General features: G+C 60.6%; 17 protein-coding genes. 8 read left to right on the top strand and 9 right to left on the bottom strand.

Going from position 1 to position 17,082, the window contains the following annotated elements; translation table 11 throughout:
* Window positions 1-150: 150 nt before the first annotated feature.
* Together ACOYW1_RS00795 and bioD are read right to left on the bottom strand one after the other, a co-directional pair.
* Entirely contained in the window at window positions 151-1,026 is an 876-nt protein-coding gene (locus tag ACOYW1_RS00795; RefSeq protein ID WP_482421287.1) for a pseudouridine synthase, read from the bottom strand.
* Window positions 1,023-1,736 (bottom strand): dethiobiotin synthase, encoded by a 714-nt coding sequence (gene bioD / locus ACOYW1_RS00790; protein ID WP_482421286.1) that lies wholly within the window; start codon window positions 1,734-1,736, stop codon window positions 1,023-1,025. Before bioD ends, ACOYW1_RS00795 begins: the two co-directional genes overlap by 4 nt.
* Before the next feature lie 433 nt (window positions 1,737-2,169).
* Here bioD and ACOYW1_RS00785 point away from each other — a divergent pair, with 433 nt between their 5' ends.
* On the top strand, window positions 2,170-2,760 hold the full coding sequence (locus tag ACOYW1_RS00785) for a CDP-alcohol phosphatidyltransferase family protein (protein ID WP_482414789.1): 591 nt from the start codon (window positions 2,170-2,172) through the stop codon (window positions 2,758-2,760).
* Between the two features lie 359 nt (window positions 2,761-3,119).
* Here the strand turns inward: ACOYW1_RS00785 and ACOYW1_RS00780 are convergent, their stop codons facing one another.
* Window positions 3,120-4,262, bottom strand: coding sequence for an ATP-binding protein (locus tag ACOYW1_RS00780; protein WP_482421285.1), 1,143 nt, complete (start codon window positions 4,260-4,262; stop codon window positions 3,120-3,122).
* A gap of 192 nt (window positions 4,263-4,454) precedes the next feature.
* Between ACOYW1_RS00780 and ACOYW1_RS00775 the strand changes: the two genes are divergently transcribed.
* Complete coding sequence (locus tag ACOYW1_RS00775; RefSeq protein ID WP_482421284.1) at window positions 4,455-5,924, top strand: sigma-54-dependent transcriptional regulator; 1,470 nt, start codon at window positions 4,455-4,457, stop codon at window positions 5,922-5,924.
* A gap of 1 nt (window position 5,925) precedes the next feature.
* On the opposite strand, the gene ACOYW1_RS00770 is transcribed toward ACOYW1_RS00775, so the two are convergent.
* Complete coding sequence (locus tag ACOYW1_RS00770; RefSeq protein WP_482414786.1) at window positions 5,926-6,426, bottom strand: acyl-CoA thioesterase; 501 nt, start codon at window positions 6,424-6,426, stop codon at window positions 5,926-5,928.
* Between the two features lie 207 nt (window positions 6,427-6,633).
* Here ACOYW1_RS00770 and ACOYW1_RS00765 point away from each other — a divergent pair, with 207 nt between their 5' ends.
* The 3 genes from ACOYW1_RS00765 to ACOYW1_RS00755 all read left to right on the top strand — a co-directional run bounded on the left by ACOYW1_RS00765 (window position 6,634) and on the right by ACOYW1_RS00755 (window position 8,347).
* Entirely contained in the window at window positions 6,634-7,485 is an 852-nt protein-coding gene (locus ACOYW1_RS00765; RefSeq protein WP_482414785.1) for a ribonuclease H-like domain-containing protein, read from the top strand.
* Window positions 7,486-7,540: 55 nt separating this feature from the next.
* A complete protein-coding gene (locus ACOYW1_RS00760) occupies window positions 7,541-7,975 on the top strand; it encodes an integration host factor subunit alpha (RefSeq protein WP_482421283.1) in 435 nt (144 codons plus the stop codon).
* 168 nt (window positions 7,976-8,143) lie between these two features.
* The gene (locus ACOYW1_RS00755; protein WP_482421282.1) at window positions 8,144-8,347 is read left to right on the top strand and encodes a hypothetical protein; all 204 of its coding nucleotides are present in this window, start codon (window positions 8,144-8,146) and stop codon (window positions 8,345-8,347) included.
* Between the two features lie 79 nt (window positions 8,348-8,426).
* On the opposite strand, the gene ACOYW1_RS00750 is transcribed toward ACOYW1_RS00755, so the two are convergent.
* The 4 genes from ACOYW1_RS00750 to ACOYW1_RS00735 all read right to left on the bottom strand — a co-directional run bounded on the left by ACOYW1_RS00750 (window position 8,427) and on the right by ACOYW1_RS00735 (window position 13,746).
* Window positions 8,427-8,582, bottom strand: coding sequence for a hypothetical protein (locus tag ACOYW1_RS00750; protein WP_482421281.1), 156 nt, complete (start codon window positions 8,580-8,582; stop codon window positions 8,427-8,429).
* A complete protein-coding gene (locus tag ACOYW1_RS00745) occupies window positions 8,582-12,502 on the bottom strand; it encodes a hypothetical protein (protein ID WP_482421280.1) in 3,921 nt (1,306 codons plus the stop codon). Before ACOYW1_RS00745 ends, ACOYW1_RS00750 begins: the two co-directional genes overlap by 1 nt.
* A 202-nt stretch (window positions 12,503-12,704) precedes the next feature.
* Window positions 12,705-13,406 carry a tRNA1(Val) (adenine(37)-N6)-methyltransferase gene (locus ACOYW1_RS00740; protein ID WP_482421279.1) on the bottom strand — a complete coding sequence of 234 codons (702 nt, stop codon included), beginning with the start codon at window positions 13,404-13,406 and terminating at the stop codon, window positions 12,705-12,707.
* The gene (locus ACOYW1_RS00735) at window positions 13,399-13,746 is read right to left on the bottom strand and encodes a DciA family protein (protein WP_482421278.1); all 348 of its coding nucleotides are present in this window, start codon (window positions 13,744-13,746) and stop codon (window positions 13,399-13,401) included. The genes ACOYW1_RS00740 and ACOYW1_RS00735 overlap by 8 nt, the downstream gene beginning before the upstream one ends.
* 274 nt (window positions 13,747-14,020) lie before the next feature.
* Between ACOYW1_RS00735 and hflK the strand changes: the two genes are divergently transcribed.
* Both hflK and hflC read left to right on the top strand, forming a co-directional pair.
* A complete protein-coding gene (hflK, locus tag ACOYW1_RS00730; RefSeq protein ID WP_482414781.1) occupies window positions 14,021-14,968 on the top strand; it encodes an FtsH protease activity modulator HflK in 948 nt (315 codons plus the stop codon).
* Between the two features lie 7 nt (window positions 14,969-14,975).
* Window positions 14,976-15,728: a protease modulator HflC gene (gene hflC / locus ACOYW1_RS00725; protein ID WP_482423629.1), complete on the top strand. Its 753-nt coding sequence runs from the start codon at window positions 14,976-14,978 to the stop codon at window positions 15,726-15,728.
* A 337-nt stretch (window positions 15,729-16,065) separates the two neighbouring features.
* Here the strand turns inward: hflC and ACOYW1_RS00720 are convergent, their stop codons facing one another.
* Window positions 16,066-16,164, bottom strand: a complete 99-nt coding sequence (locus ACOYW1_RS00720) for a 30S ribosomal protein bS22 (RefSeq protein WP_073474648.1) — start codon at window positions 16,162-16,164, stop codon at window positions 16,066-16,068.
* Window positions 16,165-16,432: 268 nt separating this feature from the next.
* Between ACOYW1_RS00720 and ACOYW1_RS00715 the strand changes: the two genes are divergently transcribed.
* Window positions 16,433-16,957, top strand: coding sequence for a hypothetical protein (locus ACOYW1_RS00715; protein WP_482414779.1), 525 nt, complete (start codon window positions 16,433-16,435; stop codon window positions 16,955-16,957).
* Window positions 16,958-17,082: the final 125 nt, after the last annotated feature.

Here is a 17,082-nt window from a genome sequence, read left to right as displayed (position 1 = left end):
CGGCTGGCGTTTGACCCGGGCCACAGGGCCTTGGTTGTATTTAAAGGCCCGTTATACAGCCATATCCCCCGAGCTGTCAACTGCGTCTCCGCACAGGGTTAACAGATAGGCACTCCCCAGGGGCGCTGGTTGTTGCCTCGGTGCACACAGTCAATCAAGGGATCTTGGCGAGATAAAACGGCGTGGTGTCTGGGTGATGGGATCGATGAAACGCACCTCCTTGGCCAGAAGCTTTAAGGGGCGCTCAAAATCGGGCGGGGCCTCGTCCAGGAGGTCCGGGTAGAGGCGATCGTTTTCAATGGGGGCGCCGATGGCGCACATATGGAGGCGTACCTGGTGTTTCTTGCCGGTGACAGGGGAGATACGAAACAGTCCGCCCGCCCCCTTTGGTTCCATAAGCTCAATGGTGGACTCGGCGTTGCACGGCCCATCCCCTTCGGCCATGCGAAACCAGGGATCTCCCTTGACGAGCCGGTTCGTCACATGAAAGGGGCCGACCCCGTCCGGGCGGCTCAGGGAGAGGGCCTCGTAGACCTTGCTCACCTTTTTTTCCATGAACAGCCCCTGGTAGAGCCCGCGGGTCTCTTTTTGCCTGGAGAAAAGCACCAGTCCTGCGGTCTCGCGATCAATGCGGTTTACGGGGATCAGCTCCGGGTTGTCGAAGCGGTTTCGCAACCGGGTAAGAAGGGTCTCGTTCACGAATCTTCCGGCAGGGATCACGGGCAGAAAGTGGGGCTTGCAGGCGACGATGAGGTGATCATCCACATGGACCACCTCTTCGGCAAAGGGAATGGGGTCTTCATGGGTCACCTCCCGATAGTAGCGCAGCACCATCATGGGGACCACCAGAGCATCCCGGGTAAGGGCCGCGCCCTTTTCATCGGTGACGAGCCCGGAGTCTAAGCGCGCTTCCCAGACGTCCGAAGACACGGCAGGAAAGCGCGCTTCCAGAAACGCCAGGATAGGGGTCCCCGAAGGCACCGCCTCCCCCACCGTCACCGTGGACGCATAAGGGCTCCGGCTCATTCCGCTTCCAGCCCCAGGGCCCGCACCAGGGGAAGAAGGCGCTCGGCCATGGCGTCGGCCTCAGTCTCGATGCAGCACATACGCCCGATGGACGCCACGGGACGAATGCCCGTAATGCGGGCCACGGCCTCCATGTGCTCTGCGATCATCACCGGCTCTGTGGAGCCGTCCCGGTCGATGAAGACCACAAAGGGGTGGGTGATGCCCCGGCTGGCCATGGCCTCCAGGGTAAGCAGGGTGTGGTTGATGGTCCCAAGGCCTGCACGGGCGGCAACAACATGGATAAATTTTTCTTCGGCCAGGAGGTCGATGACGTTCAACCGCTCGGTCACCGGCACCAGGGCACCGCCAGCCCCTTCCACCACCAGGGGGCGGCCCAGGGCCCTCTTTTCCTGGATAAAGGTCTTGAACGCCTCCGGGTCTATTTTTTTCCCCTCTTCCCGGGCCGCGAAATAGGGGGCCTTGGCTTCCCTGAAGCAGTACGAACAGGGGTACTTCCTGGCCTGCGTCACACGCCCGCCCATGAGGGTGAGCACAAAGGAGGGGTCGCTGTACGGGTGCGTGGGGCTGTGGCAACCGGTCTGAAAGGGTTTCAGGTAAAGGGGATCCAGGCCCTGGGCGCGAAGGATTTTCATCACCAGAAGGGAGAGGACGCTCTTTCCGACATCGGTGTCGGTGCCGGTAATGCAGATGTCTCGGATGGGGGACATGACGGTCTCCAAATCACGGGTTGGGGGCCACGGAAAAACGACATGGTAACGGCCCGCGCATCGGACGTGCGGCCCGGAAATCCCGGGGGGCCGCCGTTTCCATAATCCATGCGTGGGGTCCAAAGCCCCTTGATGGCTGACGGAGGGTGTCCCGCCGGGGTTACCCGAAGGTCAGCTTCCGTGGACAGCCTGAAAGACGAATGGGTATAGTGGTACTATGAACAAAAACATATTTCAATCACCTGCGAACCCCATCAGATGTTCCCTGCCCCGGCCGGGAACACAAAAAAAGATCGCACACAAACCTTTTCGTGGATATCCTCCTTGCGAAGGGGAACCTGCGGTGATATGAAGTGTACATTGTTCAAAGAACAATGCAAAAGCCCTGCCATTGGGACTTTTCCTCAGATTCTCACTCGGAGCACACCCACGTATGGCTGGAAAGATAGCACGAACGATCCTATATGCCGTCCCCAACACCCTGAGCCTCTTCCGGCTCGCCTGTTCACCGGTAATCCTCTGGTTTGCCTGGAACGGAGAAGAACGCCCTTTCCTGGCCTTCCTCACCTCTGCCCTGATCTCAGACCTTTTTGACGGAGCCATCGCGCGCATGCTCAAGCACACCACGGAACTGGGCGCCAAGCTCGACAGCATGGCCGACTTCCTCCTGGCCCTGGCGGTCCTGCCCTGCATCTGGTGGCTCTGGCCCCATCTCCTGGAGGCGGAACTGCGCTACTTCATGATCGTGCTGGTGGGGAGCTTTGCCCAGCTCACCTGCGGCTACGTGAAATTCGGGCGAACCCCAAGCTACCACACCTGGACCTCCAAGAGCGCCACCCTGCTCCTCTCCATCTCCCTGCTCGTCCTCCTCTACACCCAGGACATGAGCGGCCCCTTCCGATTCTCCGCCATCCTCCACCTGGCCTCCACCGTGGAGTCCATTCTCATCACCCTCATCCTTCCCAGGTGGAACTACAACGTCCACTCCATCTGGCACGCCCTGGAACACTCAAAAGATAAATAAAAAACGCCTCCGGCGGCCCTGCCGGGGGCTAAACGTTTAAAAAGTTAAACAAGTAGATTTAAAACAAGAACTTCCAGGCTTCGCAGGAATACATTCGACTTTTTCGCTTTATTTGCGGAGCTTTGTTTCAAAAAAGCGACTCGTCATAGTTTTTCTAATTAAAATCAAGCAAATACCCCTCATCGTATTTCCAGAAAAATGAAATGGGCCTATCATGAAAAAGCGGTTGCCAGACATCACACATCACGCGAATGCTCCGAAAACGTTTGCATGATGACTGCATCCATGCATTCGCCATAGGGTTTCAAGGTGCCCCCACCTTGCCGCCGGAGGCACGCTTTTTTAAGCAAACTGAACCGTTAGAATCTGGCCTTCAACCGGATCAGGAAGGCGCGGGCGCCGAAAGCGGCCACCTTGGGGCTGAGCCGGAGGAAAAGGCGGGTAAAGCTCTCCGAAGGGGGAATGTACAGGGGGTTGGGTTCCAGGGAGATGGCCCCTTCCGGGCAGGCGGAGAGGCAGGCGGCGCAGCCGATGCACCGGGTGGGGTCGTAGCGGTGTTCTTTGTTTTCGATGGTGTGAGCGCGGGTGTTGCAGGGGCGCAGGCAGCGGCCGCAGTTCGTGCAGGCTTTGGCATCCACCACGGCCTTGAACCGGGGCTCGGCCATGAGGGCCATGCCGCCGAAGTGGTTGATGGTCTCCAGGCCATGGCAGCAGCACTCGCAGCAGGTGCAGATGGCGTTGGGGCTTTCGTGGGAGACGTTGGCGGTGAGCAGCACAAGGTTTCTCTCCCAGCGTTCCCGGATCACGGCCCGCATCTCCTCGCGGGTGACGTGGTACCCGGTGCCCTGGGGCACCACGCCTTCGGCAAAGGAGCCGAAGAGCAGGCAGCCGTCCTCCACCCGGGCCCGTTTGCAGCGGCCGCCGGCAAAGGCCACGGACTGTCGGCACTGGCAGACGTTCAGGATGGCAAAGGTGTCGTGGGCGACCAGGAGTTTTTCCACCAGGTCGGCGTCGGCCACGGTCTGCTGGTGGGACACATGCTCCTCGATGGGGATGTTGCGGATGGCAGGGGCCCGGACCCAGCCTAAGAAATCCTTCACATACCCCGTGCCGAAGAGCCGGGTGATGCGATCTCCAAAGCCCCGGTGCATGGGGGTCTCTTTGCCGTTCATGAGAAAGTACTCAAAGATGCCCGGGATCAGGGGCATAAGAGAATACCCGGACGACCCGCCATAGATCACCCGCCGCGCGGCAAGGCGTTCCAGAACGGGAAGGGCCTCTGCCTCAGCCATCTGTGCACGCCGGGCAACGGCCTTGAGCCCTTTGGGTACATAAGAGGGAAGCCCCAGGGCCACCCGGGCCTCTTCCGGGTCAAAAAGATGGCAGACCAAGGCTTGCAGTTCGTCTCCCATGGGTGGACCGATGAGCCACACCGAGCTGAAGCGCCGGGCCAGTTTTTTCTGGTGGATGTCGGGGGATATGTCTTCGCGGGGCATCATCATAGGGGTCTCCCAATGCATGTCATGAAGGATGGAACGAGGGTGGCATTTAATTGTCCAGCCAAAATTTGCCTTTACTCTGGCATGGGTTCAAGGGCACACTCAGATGGTTTGTGTACCATCCATATCAACCGAAATCAACGCAAGGTCATCCATGTGCCTTTCATGCACAGCCGCGCCACCTGAGGAGAGCCCATGATCCGGCTTACCGACACCCAACGCATCTTCTTCGCCCTGGTCAGTGAAGCCATCTACGCCAACCCCTTTGCCGAGGAGCGGGAGGCCATCGACACCCGCATTGCAGGGCTCTTTCCCGGCGCCCGTGTGGAGTGCCTCATCGATGAGACCATCCGAGAGGTAAGCGCCCGGCTGGAGGCCCTTGAGCCGTCGGGTCGCCCCCGCATCGACCGGGTGGAAAAAAAAGACAAAACCCTTGTGGAAAACGCCCTGGTCTTTGAATTTTTCTATCTTTTCCGGGAGCGGTTCGACGCCCTGATCCACCGCCAGGTGGAGGCGGGGGACACCTCCCTGCCCGTCCCCTTTGCCGACGAGGCCCGGGCTTTTTTTCAGGACCGGGGGTTCACCACAGACCAGTTCTGCCACTACATGGCCCTGTGTTACCAGTCCGGGTGCCTCTTCCTCTCTTTTGATCGGGACTCCCTGGTGGGGGAGAGCCGGGCCATGCCAACCTCCGGCGCACCCTCGGAGACGCCTCTACCGACGATATCGGCCTTTACGCCCGCTACCTCATCAACCGCAGGCCGGATTCCACCCTGCTCCTGGGAGACTGGCACAGGCAGGGGACCCCCGGCTGCCATCGCCATCGGCCGAAGCGGCTACATCCCCTTTGACCCGGAACGCAAAACCTTCACCGAAAGCTTTACCCGCACCTTTGTCTCCCTGAACCTCTCCCAGTACCCGGAGACCCTGTTGGAGTCGGAACTTTTCGGCCACAAGAAGGGGGCCTTCACAGGGGCCGTGGAGGACCACAAAGGGGTTTTGGAGCGGTGCAGCCCCAACGGGGCCATCTTTCTGGACGAGCTGGGGGAGATCCCGGCCCACACCCAGATCAAGCTCCTCCAGGTGCTCCAGGAACGCGAGTTCACCCCGGTGGGCAGCCACCTCAAGACCCGGTTCAACGGCCGGGTCATCGCCGCCACCAACCGCCCCTTTGAAGAGATCACGGGCAGCGGGGGGTTCCGGGACGATTTTTTCTACCGGCTCTGCTCGGACATCATCACCGTGCCTCCGTTGCGGGTCCGCATCGAAGAGGACCCCGAGGAGCTCACCACCCTCCTGAACCACACGGTGACCCGCATGGTGGGCAAAGCATCCCCCGAGTACACGGACATGGTCCTGGAGGTCATCCACCGCCAGCTCGGCCCCCATTACCCCTGGCCCGGCAATGTCCGGGAGCTGGAGCAGTGCACCCGAAGGGTCCTCATCAAGAAGAGCTACCTCCTCTCCCGGGATACGGACGACACCTCCCTCACCGAGGCCCTTGCCCGGGGAATCCGCAACGGGGAGATGGACCTGAAGGCCCTGACCTGCACCTATTGCGCCATGCTCTACAGGCGTTACGGCACCTACGGCGACGTGGCCCGCATCACGGGGCTTGACCGGCGCACCGCAAAAAAATACATCGAAACATTTGACGCGGACTGACTCAGGAGCCCGCCTTCTCCTGGCGGGCCAGCATGCGCTGCTTCTCCTCTAAACGATGGGCCCTTCGGTAACGGGCCTCTTCGTTTCGGCGGCTGTCCTCCGGGGTCTCCGGGAGCACGGGGAGCAGTTTTTTCACCTTGGAGTCCTCGGCATAGAGGGCCACAAAGGTGAGATACGCGCTGGCCACGTGTTTTTTCTCACCGGTCAAAAGGTTCTCCCCTTCCACGCGCACCCCGATCTCCATGGAGGTACTCCCCACCATGTTGAGGCTCGCCTTCAAGGTAAGCAGCTCCCCGATGAACATGGGCTTGAAAAAATCCAGGCGGTCGATGGAGGCGGTAACGCAGTTGGTGCGGGAGTGGCGCGTGGCCACCACCCCTGCAGCGTTGTCGATGTACTTCATGATCACGCCGCCGTGGACGTTTCCCGCCGGGTTGGCGTCCTGGGGCAGCATGAGATGGGAGAGGATCACACGGCTTTCTGAGACGGGGTGTCCCTGCATAACGACTCCTTGTCAGGTTGGTGAAAATATGATGTTTATGGTGGGCTGACCCATGGATGGGTCGTCGGTCGGCTCCTTTCGGAGTGAAACGGCATAGCCGCAACCACCGGAAAGCGTCCGGCAAGGGCATGGCAAGCTGCCCGCCGTCATGGCACAGGAAACATAATAACCCGGCAAGATCATTGTCAACATATTAAAGGAATTTCCGTGATTCAACACAGTTTCATCCACATGCAGGGGGTGGGCAAAGCCACCGAAGAGAAGCTCTGGCACCGGGGAATCACCACCTGGTCTCTCTACGAGGAGGCCCATGAACGGGGGGAAAAACTTCCCATGCCCGGCACCGTGCTTCCGGGCATCCGCACCTCCCGCCGCCGCTATGAAGAGGGCGACCTCCTCCACTTCGAGGGGCTCATGCCCGCCGGGGAGGCCTGGCGACTCTTTCCGGGCTTTCAAGAGACCACCTGCTACCTTGACATCGAAACCACGGGGGACGGTCCCTGGTGTGATATCACCACCATCGCCCTCTACGACGGCAACACCGTACGGACCTACGTCAACGGAGAGAACCTTGCCGACTTCGGGGAGGCTGTGTCCCCCTTCACCACCGTGGTGACCTACAACGGAAAATGCTTTGACATCCCCGTCATCCGACGCGTTTTAGGGATTCCCATGGAGATGGCCCACATCGACCTGCGCTACGTCCTGGGGAGCCTGGGCATCAAAGGCGGCCTCAAGCGCTGCGAAGAGACCCTCGGCATGGGTCGCACGGACCTGGCCGGTGTGGACGGATCTTCTGCCGTGGTGATGTGGGACCGTTACAAACGGACCGGGGAGCGGCGCTACCTGGAGACCCTTCTGGCCTACAACGTAGCGGACACCGTCAACATGGAGCCCCTCCTGATGGAAGCCTGCCGCATGCGCAGGGACGCACTCCCCGAGGGAGCCAGGTTTTCCCTTCCCACCCCGGGAAGCCCTCACCTCCCTTACGCTCCCGACCATGGAGTCATTGAGGAGATGCGCCGGATTTACCGATCCTCCCACGGGAACCCGTGGTAACCATGATAGATCCTCGCGGCCCATTGTCAGGTGAAGTCAGCGGGAATTGGTAAGCATGCTGACGTGCCCTTCAGTAAAAAAAACGTGCTTCCCCACCGTAACACTCTTGATTTTCATTAAAATTACCCATATAAAGAATAACTGTTTTGCACGCAACCCTTGGAACATCAAGTTTTGGAAATATCTTGCGGGAGCACCGACAATGGCACTTACGAAGACGAACATTGTGGATCAAGTTCAGGAAAGCATAGGGTATTCGAGGAAACGCAGCAGTGATCTTGTGGAGACCCTGATTGAAATCATCAAAGACACCATCGGGTCAGGAGAAGACGTCCTGGTCAGCGGGTTCGGAAAGTTCTGCGTCAAAGAAAAAGGCGCACGAAAAGGGCGCAACCCGGCCACGGGAGACGACATGATGCTGGAAAAGAGAAAGGTCGTCACCTTCAAATGCTCATCGGTTCTTCGGGACAGGATCAACGACCACCGCTGAACACCCCGTGTCTTCAGATTTCAAAAAAAAGCCCCCTTCGAGTCAGATCGAAGGGGGCTTTTTTTTGTATCCCGATCAAACAAACAGAGGCCTTCCATGGTTAAAGCAGGTGAAAAAACCAGCCTCCGGCGGCCAGGTGGGGGCACCTGGAAACCCTGTGGCGAATGCATGGGAGCAGACATCCTGCAAACGATTTCGGGGCATTCGCTTGACTTTAACCGGAAGGATTCGGGGACTTTCGAAAAGTTTGACAAACAGGTCTTGTTTTTTGAGGGTGCGTCCCTACAGGGCATAGCCCCCTCTTCTTTAATTTTATTACCGGAAAATTTTTGCGGAGCTTTTTCCAAAAAGCGACCCGCCGGAGGCAACTGAATGTTTAAATGCGTTGCCCCTGCGGCAGGGCCGCCGGGGCTTGCCTTTGAGGCCAGCACTGGCCATAGAAGCCTTGGCGTTACGACTCGGGATGTTCCGCATCGGCAGCGGGCGCTTCCGGATCTTTCTTTTTTTCGGGCCTGCTCATCCAAAACCCGCCTTCCCCCAGGGAGCCTGCGGCCCACCGGCCCCATCCCACCACCTTCAGGGCCAGCCAGAGAGACCATGCAAGCATCACCAGTCGAAAGCTCCACACCGGCAGGGTCCAGACGGCCGGTTCGGGAACCTGCACGGCCACCCAGTACCACTCACGGTCCAGCGCAGCAGGATGGCGGTGGAGCCGTTGCCGGACACCTGCATGTCCGGGATCCCCAGGAGCCCCGCTCTCACCGCCTCAAAGAGGACCAGCACCACCAACACGCCCCAGGCCACAAGCCCCAGCTGCATGCCGTTAAACACCAGGCGCTTGGAAGGCCGTTTGCGCCGCCTGACCTCCAGGGCGAAAAACCACCCGGCGGCCATCACCACGGCGGGCAGGCTGCGGGTCACAAGCCCCAGCCCCAGAAGGGCCCACTCGGTACCGGACAGGGGCGAAAAGGGGACCCGCCCCAACAGGGCCCCAGCCAGGACCACCAGGGCCACGATGCTCCACATCAGCACGGCAGGGCCCAGCACGGGCCCTTGGGTCCAGAGGATCCATCGATCCCTTGACAGGTGCATGACCAGGTCGATGTTTGAGGTGCTGCGGCCCAGGGAGAGATCGGGCATGGCAGTTTTGCGGGGTACCAGCAGACTGAACAGGGAAAAGCCTTTTGTATCGGAGGCTCGCCAGGAGACCCGGACCTCGGATTCTCCCGGGTCCACGGGTACGGTAAGGGCCCCGCCCTCCTCAGGAACGGGCACCGGCTCTCCTGAGACGGTCACCTCCTTGACGTTGGGGTTGAACCGGCTCGTCACCGCCACCTCCGCCCCCTTGGAGGCGCGAATGCCCGCTTCGAGTTCCATGCGGGTCTCCCCCCTGCCGGGCCGAAGGGTAACACGGGCCCGGTCCACGGTGAGGGTGCGTCCCACGGCACCGGCAAAGCGCGACACGGAAAGGTTCACGGTCTCTCCCCGCCTGGGCAGCCACACCATGCCTTTTCGGTCCGTGCCCCCTGTGGGGGCGATGCCCTTCCAGGCCAGGTGCCAGATGGGATCCAGGTGAAGGGTCCAGGCCTCCACCACGCGCCCGCTGTCCGGGGCCTTGAGGGCAAGGGGCGTGCCCGGGGGAAGCACGCTCTCCCATCGCCTCCTCGTCACCCCGGAGGGAAAGGTCACGGACACGGAGTCCCCGGTGCGATTGACACCTTTGAGGTCGGTTCGGATCTCCTCCCCTGCCAAAAGGTCCAGGGACATCACCACCGGCGGACCGGAGAGATCCCCTCCGTTGCGGGTAACGGTGGTCACCACCCGCCACTCCAGGCCGAATTCCATGCGACGCTGCACGCGGAACCAGCTGAACAGCCGCCCTTTGCCGGTAAGAGGCTTGCCCGTGTCCCCATCTGCGGCCATGCGGGTGGCCCGGATCACCCCGTCCACCTGGAGGGTGTCGGTGAGCCCGGAGACCTGCCAGCCATTGGTCCCCTCCACCCGCACCGTCCCCGGCGCAAGGGGGAACCGGAAGGTCCACTCGCCTCCGCCGCCCTCGGCATTCAGGACCACGGTATGGATCCCGGGGATCACTCGCACCCAGGTCTCCCCGTCCACCTTCAGAAGCTCACGTTTTCTTCCTCGCTTATCGGCCACCGAGGCGATGCGCCAGCTGCCGTCCCCGGACGGAAGGGGAACAGCCACGTGGGCCTGGGCATCCACCTGAAGCACCAGGCGCGCCGGGTCCGACTCTTTCTGCGGCAGGGCCAGCTCGGCCCGGGACAGGGCAGCACAGAAGGGAGCGCAGGGAGGTGGTTCTGTGAGCCGGGAGCGAAGTTCATCAAGGAGAGGTGCAGGGGGAAAGGCGTCGGCAGAAGCTCCCCGCGGAAGCAGGCAGAGACAGACACCCAGCAGCAACAGGGCCTGGGCCCCCTGCCGCCGGAAAAAACCGCCGGGGGGCACCGGGGCCACCCGCAACAAAAGGAGAAGCAGCACAGCCACCCGAACCACATGGAGACCGCGCCGAAGGCTCGGTGGCACAAGGTGCAGGGTCACGCTGTGGGATTCGGCGGCCGGGCCCGTCACTGCGGCCACACGCATCCAGCGCCAGGATGGCAGAGCAGGCCCGGTCTGGGTCTCTCCCTCATCCGGGGGAAGGACCATCCGCGGGCGAGCCCTTTTCTCTGTTTTGGCAAGGCTGGAACGGGACACGACCTCATCCATCTGCATCATGGACTCCATGGCAGATTCCATGGGCCGGGCAGCCCCGTCCGTTTCCATTCCGGCCCCACGGTACGCCCCCCCATGCCGCAGCTCCAGCTGGGGGTACAGGGCCTGACGAAGCTGCTGGGATGCAAACACAAGGGAGACGGCAACAAGAGAGACGAGGACGGCTCCGTGAAGCCCCCTTACCCCCCGGCCCCACAGGCCGGCAAGCCGTCCGTCGCCCTGGACGGCCAGACGCATCAGGGCGGTGGTGATCAGCACCGCCGGCCAGAGAAGGCCCGGTGAAAAGGGCTCCTGCCACACAAGGGCCAGGCCGGGAACAAAGAGGCATCCCCAAATCGGTCCCCAGAGCTTAAAGGCAGCCACCCCCACCACGAGAATCAGAAAAAAATCAAGGAGGGACCAGGCATCCAGAAACACACGCCCCGACTCCACGGCGGCCCCGGCAACGGCCAGAATCCCCCAGCCCACAGGCAGATGAACCACCATGGAGGCCCGGTCAAAGGCAAGGTTCCACCCCACGGGCAGGGCCATGGGGGAGGTGTCCCGGTCCATGCGGGAGACGGCATCAAGGGCAACGGCCCCTTTCTGCACCTCCACCCCGAACCGGTCCCGACCGGAGTCGGCCACCATGCGGTCCCGCCCGTCCAGGCGGATGCGGCCGGGCTGAAAGGGCCCGTCCGGAAGAGAGACAAAACGCCGGGCATTGAGCTCACCGGAGATCCGGTCCCTCACCGTGGCCCCGCCCCCGTCAAAATCGAGCCACACCTCCCGGTCCAGGGTGAGGCGGGATGCGCCCTTCCCCTGGCCCCGCCTCACCTCGGTGACGCCAAGGACATCGTCCTTTTTCGCCAGGTACGCGGGAAAGCGTTTCCAGGCCTCGGGCAGGCGGGTCATGTGGGGATCCACCTGTTTCAAACCCTCCAGGGAGACCAGCCGCATGGAGGATGAGCGCCTGAACACCCAGACCTCCGGGCCAAAAGGGGCTGCAAAGGGAGCAAGGGTGGAAAGGATATCGTCGTACACCGCGGTGACGGTCACCGTCCATTTTCCCGGTTTCACGTCCACTTCAAGGCTTCCGTCCTCCCCCATGCGGGCAGGCAGGTCACTGGACAGGGAGACCGGCGAGGTGTCGGCCAGGAGAATCCCCTCCAGGGTCTCCCGGCGCTTGCCCCCTGAGACCGAAAGGGTAAGGCGTGTGGTGACGGTTGCGGGCAGGACGTCGGCAAAGAGCCGCGCCGCTTCCACGGAGAGCTGGTCGTTCTCCCTGGGCGTCTGCCGTGGGCGGTTCATCCAGAGGCGATGGTCGCCGTCAAGGTAGGGGGCTTCCACCACACCGCCGTCCACGGTCAGGGCAACGGAGGCAGTGGCGGGGGGCACGGAGATGGCGTGGGGACGGCGGGTCCAGCTGAACCGGCCCGAAAGGCTGTGGGTCCCGGCCCCAAGGTAGACCCGGGGCCTGCCGTCAGCCAGGGTCACGGGGATGGGGGCGCCGTCGCCCGTCACCGTGTGGGGCCTCAGGGTGGTGTCCCCGGGAAGGCCCACAAACCCGTCGGCAAAAAGGGTCACCTCCTGACGGAAGCGTCCCTGCGCCTGATCCGCCACCAGGTGAAGGGTTCCCGGCCAGAGGCATAAAACGCGGTCGCTCTCCCCGTTGAGTCCGGGGCAGGCCACCTGCGCCTCACCGTCCATGACCCACCCCTGCCAGGGTGCCAGGGGTTCCGGTACCGTCACCTCATCCGAGGCCCACCCTGCCGCGCTTGCCAGCAACACGAAAAAAACCGTCAACAACCGTTTCATCCCCATCTCCTTAGAACGCTGAGTGCACATGCCCGTTTTCCCCGACTCACAGCCACCCTGGAGCCAGGGCCGAAAAATCCATGCGGATAACGCCTTTTGTCAACCAGGCAACAGGCTGGCCCCTTCAGGGCCGCAGGGGTCGAAGCGACGACCCGTCGCCATCAACCATCCTATTTTTTAAACATTTTATCAACCTCATCCGTCAGGGTGCCATCGTATTGATGGACCTCAAATTAGGGGAGCCTAGGGTTGGAAGGATCCGGGAAGCCTGCCAAGGGAGAGAAGCAGGCGTTTGGGGGGCGCACCGGCATGGGAACGGACCATGCGGAGCCGCAGGGGATAGAGCGTTTTCTGGTGTGCAACAGCCAGCACCTCCTCGCACCGCTCCGCCGGATAGACCAGGTGAAGTAATCTGCAGGGTGCCGAGGTTGGCAAGGGCGGCATCCAGAAGCTGGGGAAGGGAGAGGCTTACTTCATGACGGGCGATGGCTTTCTGGTCCCGGGGGTTCAGACGGCCACAGCCCAAGGGGGTGTAGGGCGGATTGCTGATCACCAGGTCAAAGGGGCCGCCGGGGTAAGGCCCCTGGCACCGGCGCATGTCGGCATGGTGGATAAAGGCCCGGTGGGACACATTGTTTTCCAGAACGTTTCGCCGGGCAAGGCGGGCAAGGGAGGCCTGGAGCTCCACCCCCACCACCTGTTTCAGGCCGGGGTACCGACACGCCAGGACCAGGGGCATCACCCCGCAGCCGCACCCCAGGTCCAGGAGGGATTCCGCGTCTCCGGCCCCGGCAAAATGGGCCAGCAGCACCGAGTCCATGGAGAACCGATACCCCCTCTTCTCCTGATAGAGGACCAGCTCGCCGTCAAAGAGGGTGTCTGCGGTGAGCTCGGTGTCACCCACGCTCATCCTCCGCCACGTGGCCGATGGAAAAACGGATCTCCCGAAGGGTGTCCTCCCCGAGCTGTGCGTTGATCCTGGCCACGATCTCGTCTTTCATCATGGACATACTCCTGGCCACAGAGCTGTCCACGGTGACAAGCAAAAGGGTCCCTTTGAACGCCTTGGGGCGTGTGTGGCGCGCCACCTCTTCACCCACGGCCTCGGTCCAGGTCTTCCAGAGGGAGAGCAGTTCAAGGTCCGCACGCTGGGTCAAAGAGCCCAACTGTTGTGACAGGAGATCCCCCACATGGGTGGCCCCGTCTTTTTTTCCATGTCGTTTCATGGCTCGAAGATTCAACATACCTGCCCCTGCCTGTCAACCTCCGGTGTGGTCCCTCTCGCAACTTTATGCGAGTTTCCACTTTGATCCTTGAAAGTTTTCACGCATTTTATTAGATTTTTAACAGTGTGCCTTCGGCATGAGACCCTTCACGAATCTGCAATCACAAACCACAGGAACCACTATGAATTGGGACTGGGACAAACTCAGAGAACAACAGAGTCAGAAAAAACCCTTCGGTGGCGGCGGAGGATCGGGCGGTGACGGCCCCAACCCCCCGCAGTTGGATGACCTGATGAATCAGTTTAGAAACTTCAGGCTCCCCGGCGGACTGATCCTCATCGTTCTTTTTCTTCTATTTTTCGGCAAATCCATGATCTACACCATCGGTGTCGGTGAAGTGGGCGTTATTCAGCGGTTCGGGCAGTACTCCCGCCAGACCCTGCCCGGCCTTCACCTGAAGCTGCCCATCGGCATCGAAAAACTCACCAAGGTCAACGTCGACATCATCCGGAAAGAGGAGTTCGGTTTCACCGAAAACCAGTATTCCGGTCGGCCCGGCGTGACGCCCAGGGACGATGTGTCCCTCATGCTCACCGGCGATCTCAACGTGGGCCTCGTGCCCTGGCTGGTGCAGTACCGCATTGAAGATCCGGTGAAATACCTCTTTGAGGTGGATCAGCCCGAGAACCTGCTGCGGGACATGGCCGAAGCGTCCATGCGCCTGGTGGTGGGGGACCGCACCATCAACGAGGTGATCATCAAGCGTGACGAAATCGCCATGGCGGCCAAGGAGAGGCTCCAGAGGGAACTCAACGAGGCCAAGACCGGCATCACCATCTCCACCATCGAGATGAAAAAGACCAACGTGCCGGGACCGGTCCAGCCCTCCTTCAACGAGGTCAACAAGGCCCAGCAGGAGAAGGAAACCATGATCTACAAGGCGCGGGAAGCTTACAACACAGCCATCCCCGCAGCCCGCGGCGAGGCCGAACGCACCATCCGGGCGGCCGAAGGCTATGCCCTGGACCGCATCAACCGCGCCAAGGGTGACGCCTCCCGCTTCCTCTCCCTCTATGAAGAGTACGCCAAGGCCAAAGATGTCACCACCCGGCGCATCTACCTGGAAAAAATGGGCGAGATCCTGCCCAAACTCGGCCGGAAGTACATTGTGGATGAAAAACAGCAGAACCTGCTTCCCCTGCTGAACATGGGACCGGGCAAGGAGGCGATGGCCAAATGAAAACCAGATCGGCAGCCCGACCCTGATCCTTGTCTTTGCCGCCGTGGCCGTGCTGGTCATGTCCGCCTACACCGTGGACGAGACCGAGCAGGTGGTCATCACCCGCTTCGGTAAAGTCATCGGCGAACCCACCACGGACGCGGGGCTTCACTTTAAGCTCCCCTTTGTGGACCAGGTCAACCCCTTCCCCAAAAACCTGCAGCAGTGGGACGGGGAGAGCGGTGAGATCCCCACCCTCAACAAGACCTATATCCTGGTCAACACCTTTGCCCGCTGGCAGGTGGTGGACCCGGTCCTCTTCTTCCAGACCTGTCGGGACGTCCGCGGCGGCCTTATCCGCATCGGGGACATCATCGACCCGGCGGTGAAAAACGCCATCGCCTCCTACGACCTCATCGAGACGGTGCGGAACTCAAACCGCCTGGAGAACGTGGACGACCTGGTCCTGGGAGAGATCGGAGAGGAGTACGAAGCCAACCAGACCATCAAGGCGGGCCGTAGCGTCATCACCCACCAGATCATGGAAAACGCCGGGGAGAAGCTCAAGGGCTTCGGCATCAACCTGGTGGACGTCAAGATCAAGCGACTCAACTACCGTGACGACGTGCGAAATTCGGTCTACGACCGCATGATCGCCGAGCGAACCCAGATTGTGGAGAAGTTTCGGTCGGAAGGCCGGGGCGAGGCCCAGAAGATCCGGGGCGAGATGGAAAAGGAACTCAAGAAGATCGAGTCCGAGGCCTATCGAGTCAGCGCTTAAGGGTAAGGCAGATGCGGAAGTCACCAGTATCTATGCCGATGCCTACGGTGAAAATATCTGGAGTTCTACTCCTTCACCAAATCCCTGGAGGTCTACGGGACCGCCCTCAACAAAGAGAGCACCCTGGTCCTCTCCACGGACTCCGAGTTTCTCAAGTACCTGAAAGAGAGACGTTAGGGGATCATCTCCAGAGCAGGCTCAGTGCACGGCCCTTTCGGGGCCGTGCACTTACATCGCGCTTACCAGGCCGGCGCCTGCCCGGCCCTCGGACACAAAAAAAGCACCTGAGCGCAAGCGCCGGTGCTTTTTCTGTTTAAACAAAATCGGGATAGAAACCCTATTTGCCCTTGCGTCGCTGATGACGAGTACGGGCCAACAGTTTTCTATGCTTGTGCTTGCGCATCTTCTTGCGCCTTTTTTTAATCACGCTACCCAACAGACCACCTCCGTTCATAGAGATATTTTATGCAATCATAATCACATTGAATGTGTGTTTTGGTAACCGCCGAAGAATCAAACCGAGCGAAACATAAACGCTGCACGGTCAGGTACACGAAAAGAGCGTCTCTTCCATCATGCACTCACCCTGGGTAAACCCGGGAAAGCATGTAACTTCCTTACCTTTTCATCACTCTACGGCGTTACACAAAACAAGAAATTATCACCTTTACCCTCACTTTGTCCACATGTTTTTCCAGGAGACCATGGACCGACACCTTTTCAACAGCGACGAACTCACCCTGGTCAATCGGGCTGTCTCCGTTTCCGAGGAGCTGGTGAGCGACCATTACAAAATCTCGGAAAGCCAATGGCTTAGAAACCGATTTGACGTCAAGACCGGCAAAGACTTAACGGACCAGGAGCGTGTGAACCAGGATGTCTTCGCCCAGGTCATCCGCTACCGGGGCGTGCCTTCCCCCAACGCGGGCGCCCCCCGGGAGTTCGATCTGTATATGATCTGCCTTCAGGATCACGCCATCCTGAAAGAGGTGGAGACCAACACCGACGTCTCCATCTTCCCCTTCCTCTGCTATATCTTCGTGCATGAGCTGGTCCACATCATCCGCTTCGGGCGTTTTCTCCAGAGTTTCACCACGCCCACGGCCCAGCGGGAGCCCGAAGAGAAACTGGTCCATGACCGGACCCGGGAGATCCTTTCAAGGACGAGCCTTCCCGGCATTGAAAAAATTATGTCCCAACACTGGGCGATCCGGCATTGCAGCAAATAAATCTGGGCCCATACCCCGGGGGATTTTTTTTAAAAGGGATTCTTGACAAGCGTTTTATCCTGATTATATTTCAGACGTTCAAACGCACAGGTCCCAGGCGTCAAGGCCTTTGAGATCTGATTCTT

The organism is Desulfoluna sp. CYM3A, from assembly GCF_056829965.1.
Note: the sequence above shows the minus strand (reverse complement) of the source record. Positions and strands in the feature narration are given on the sequence as shown.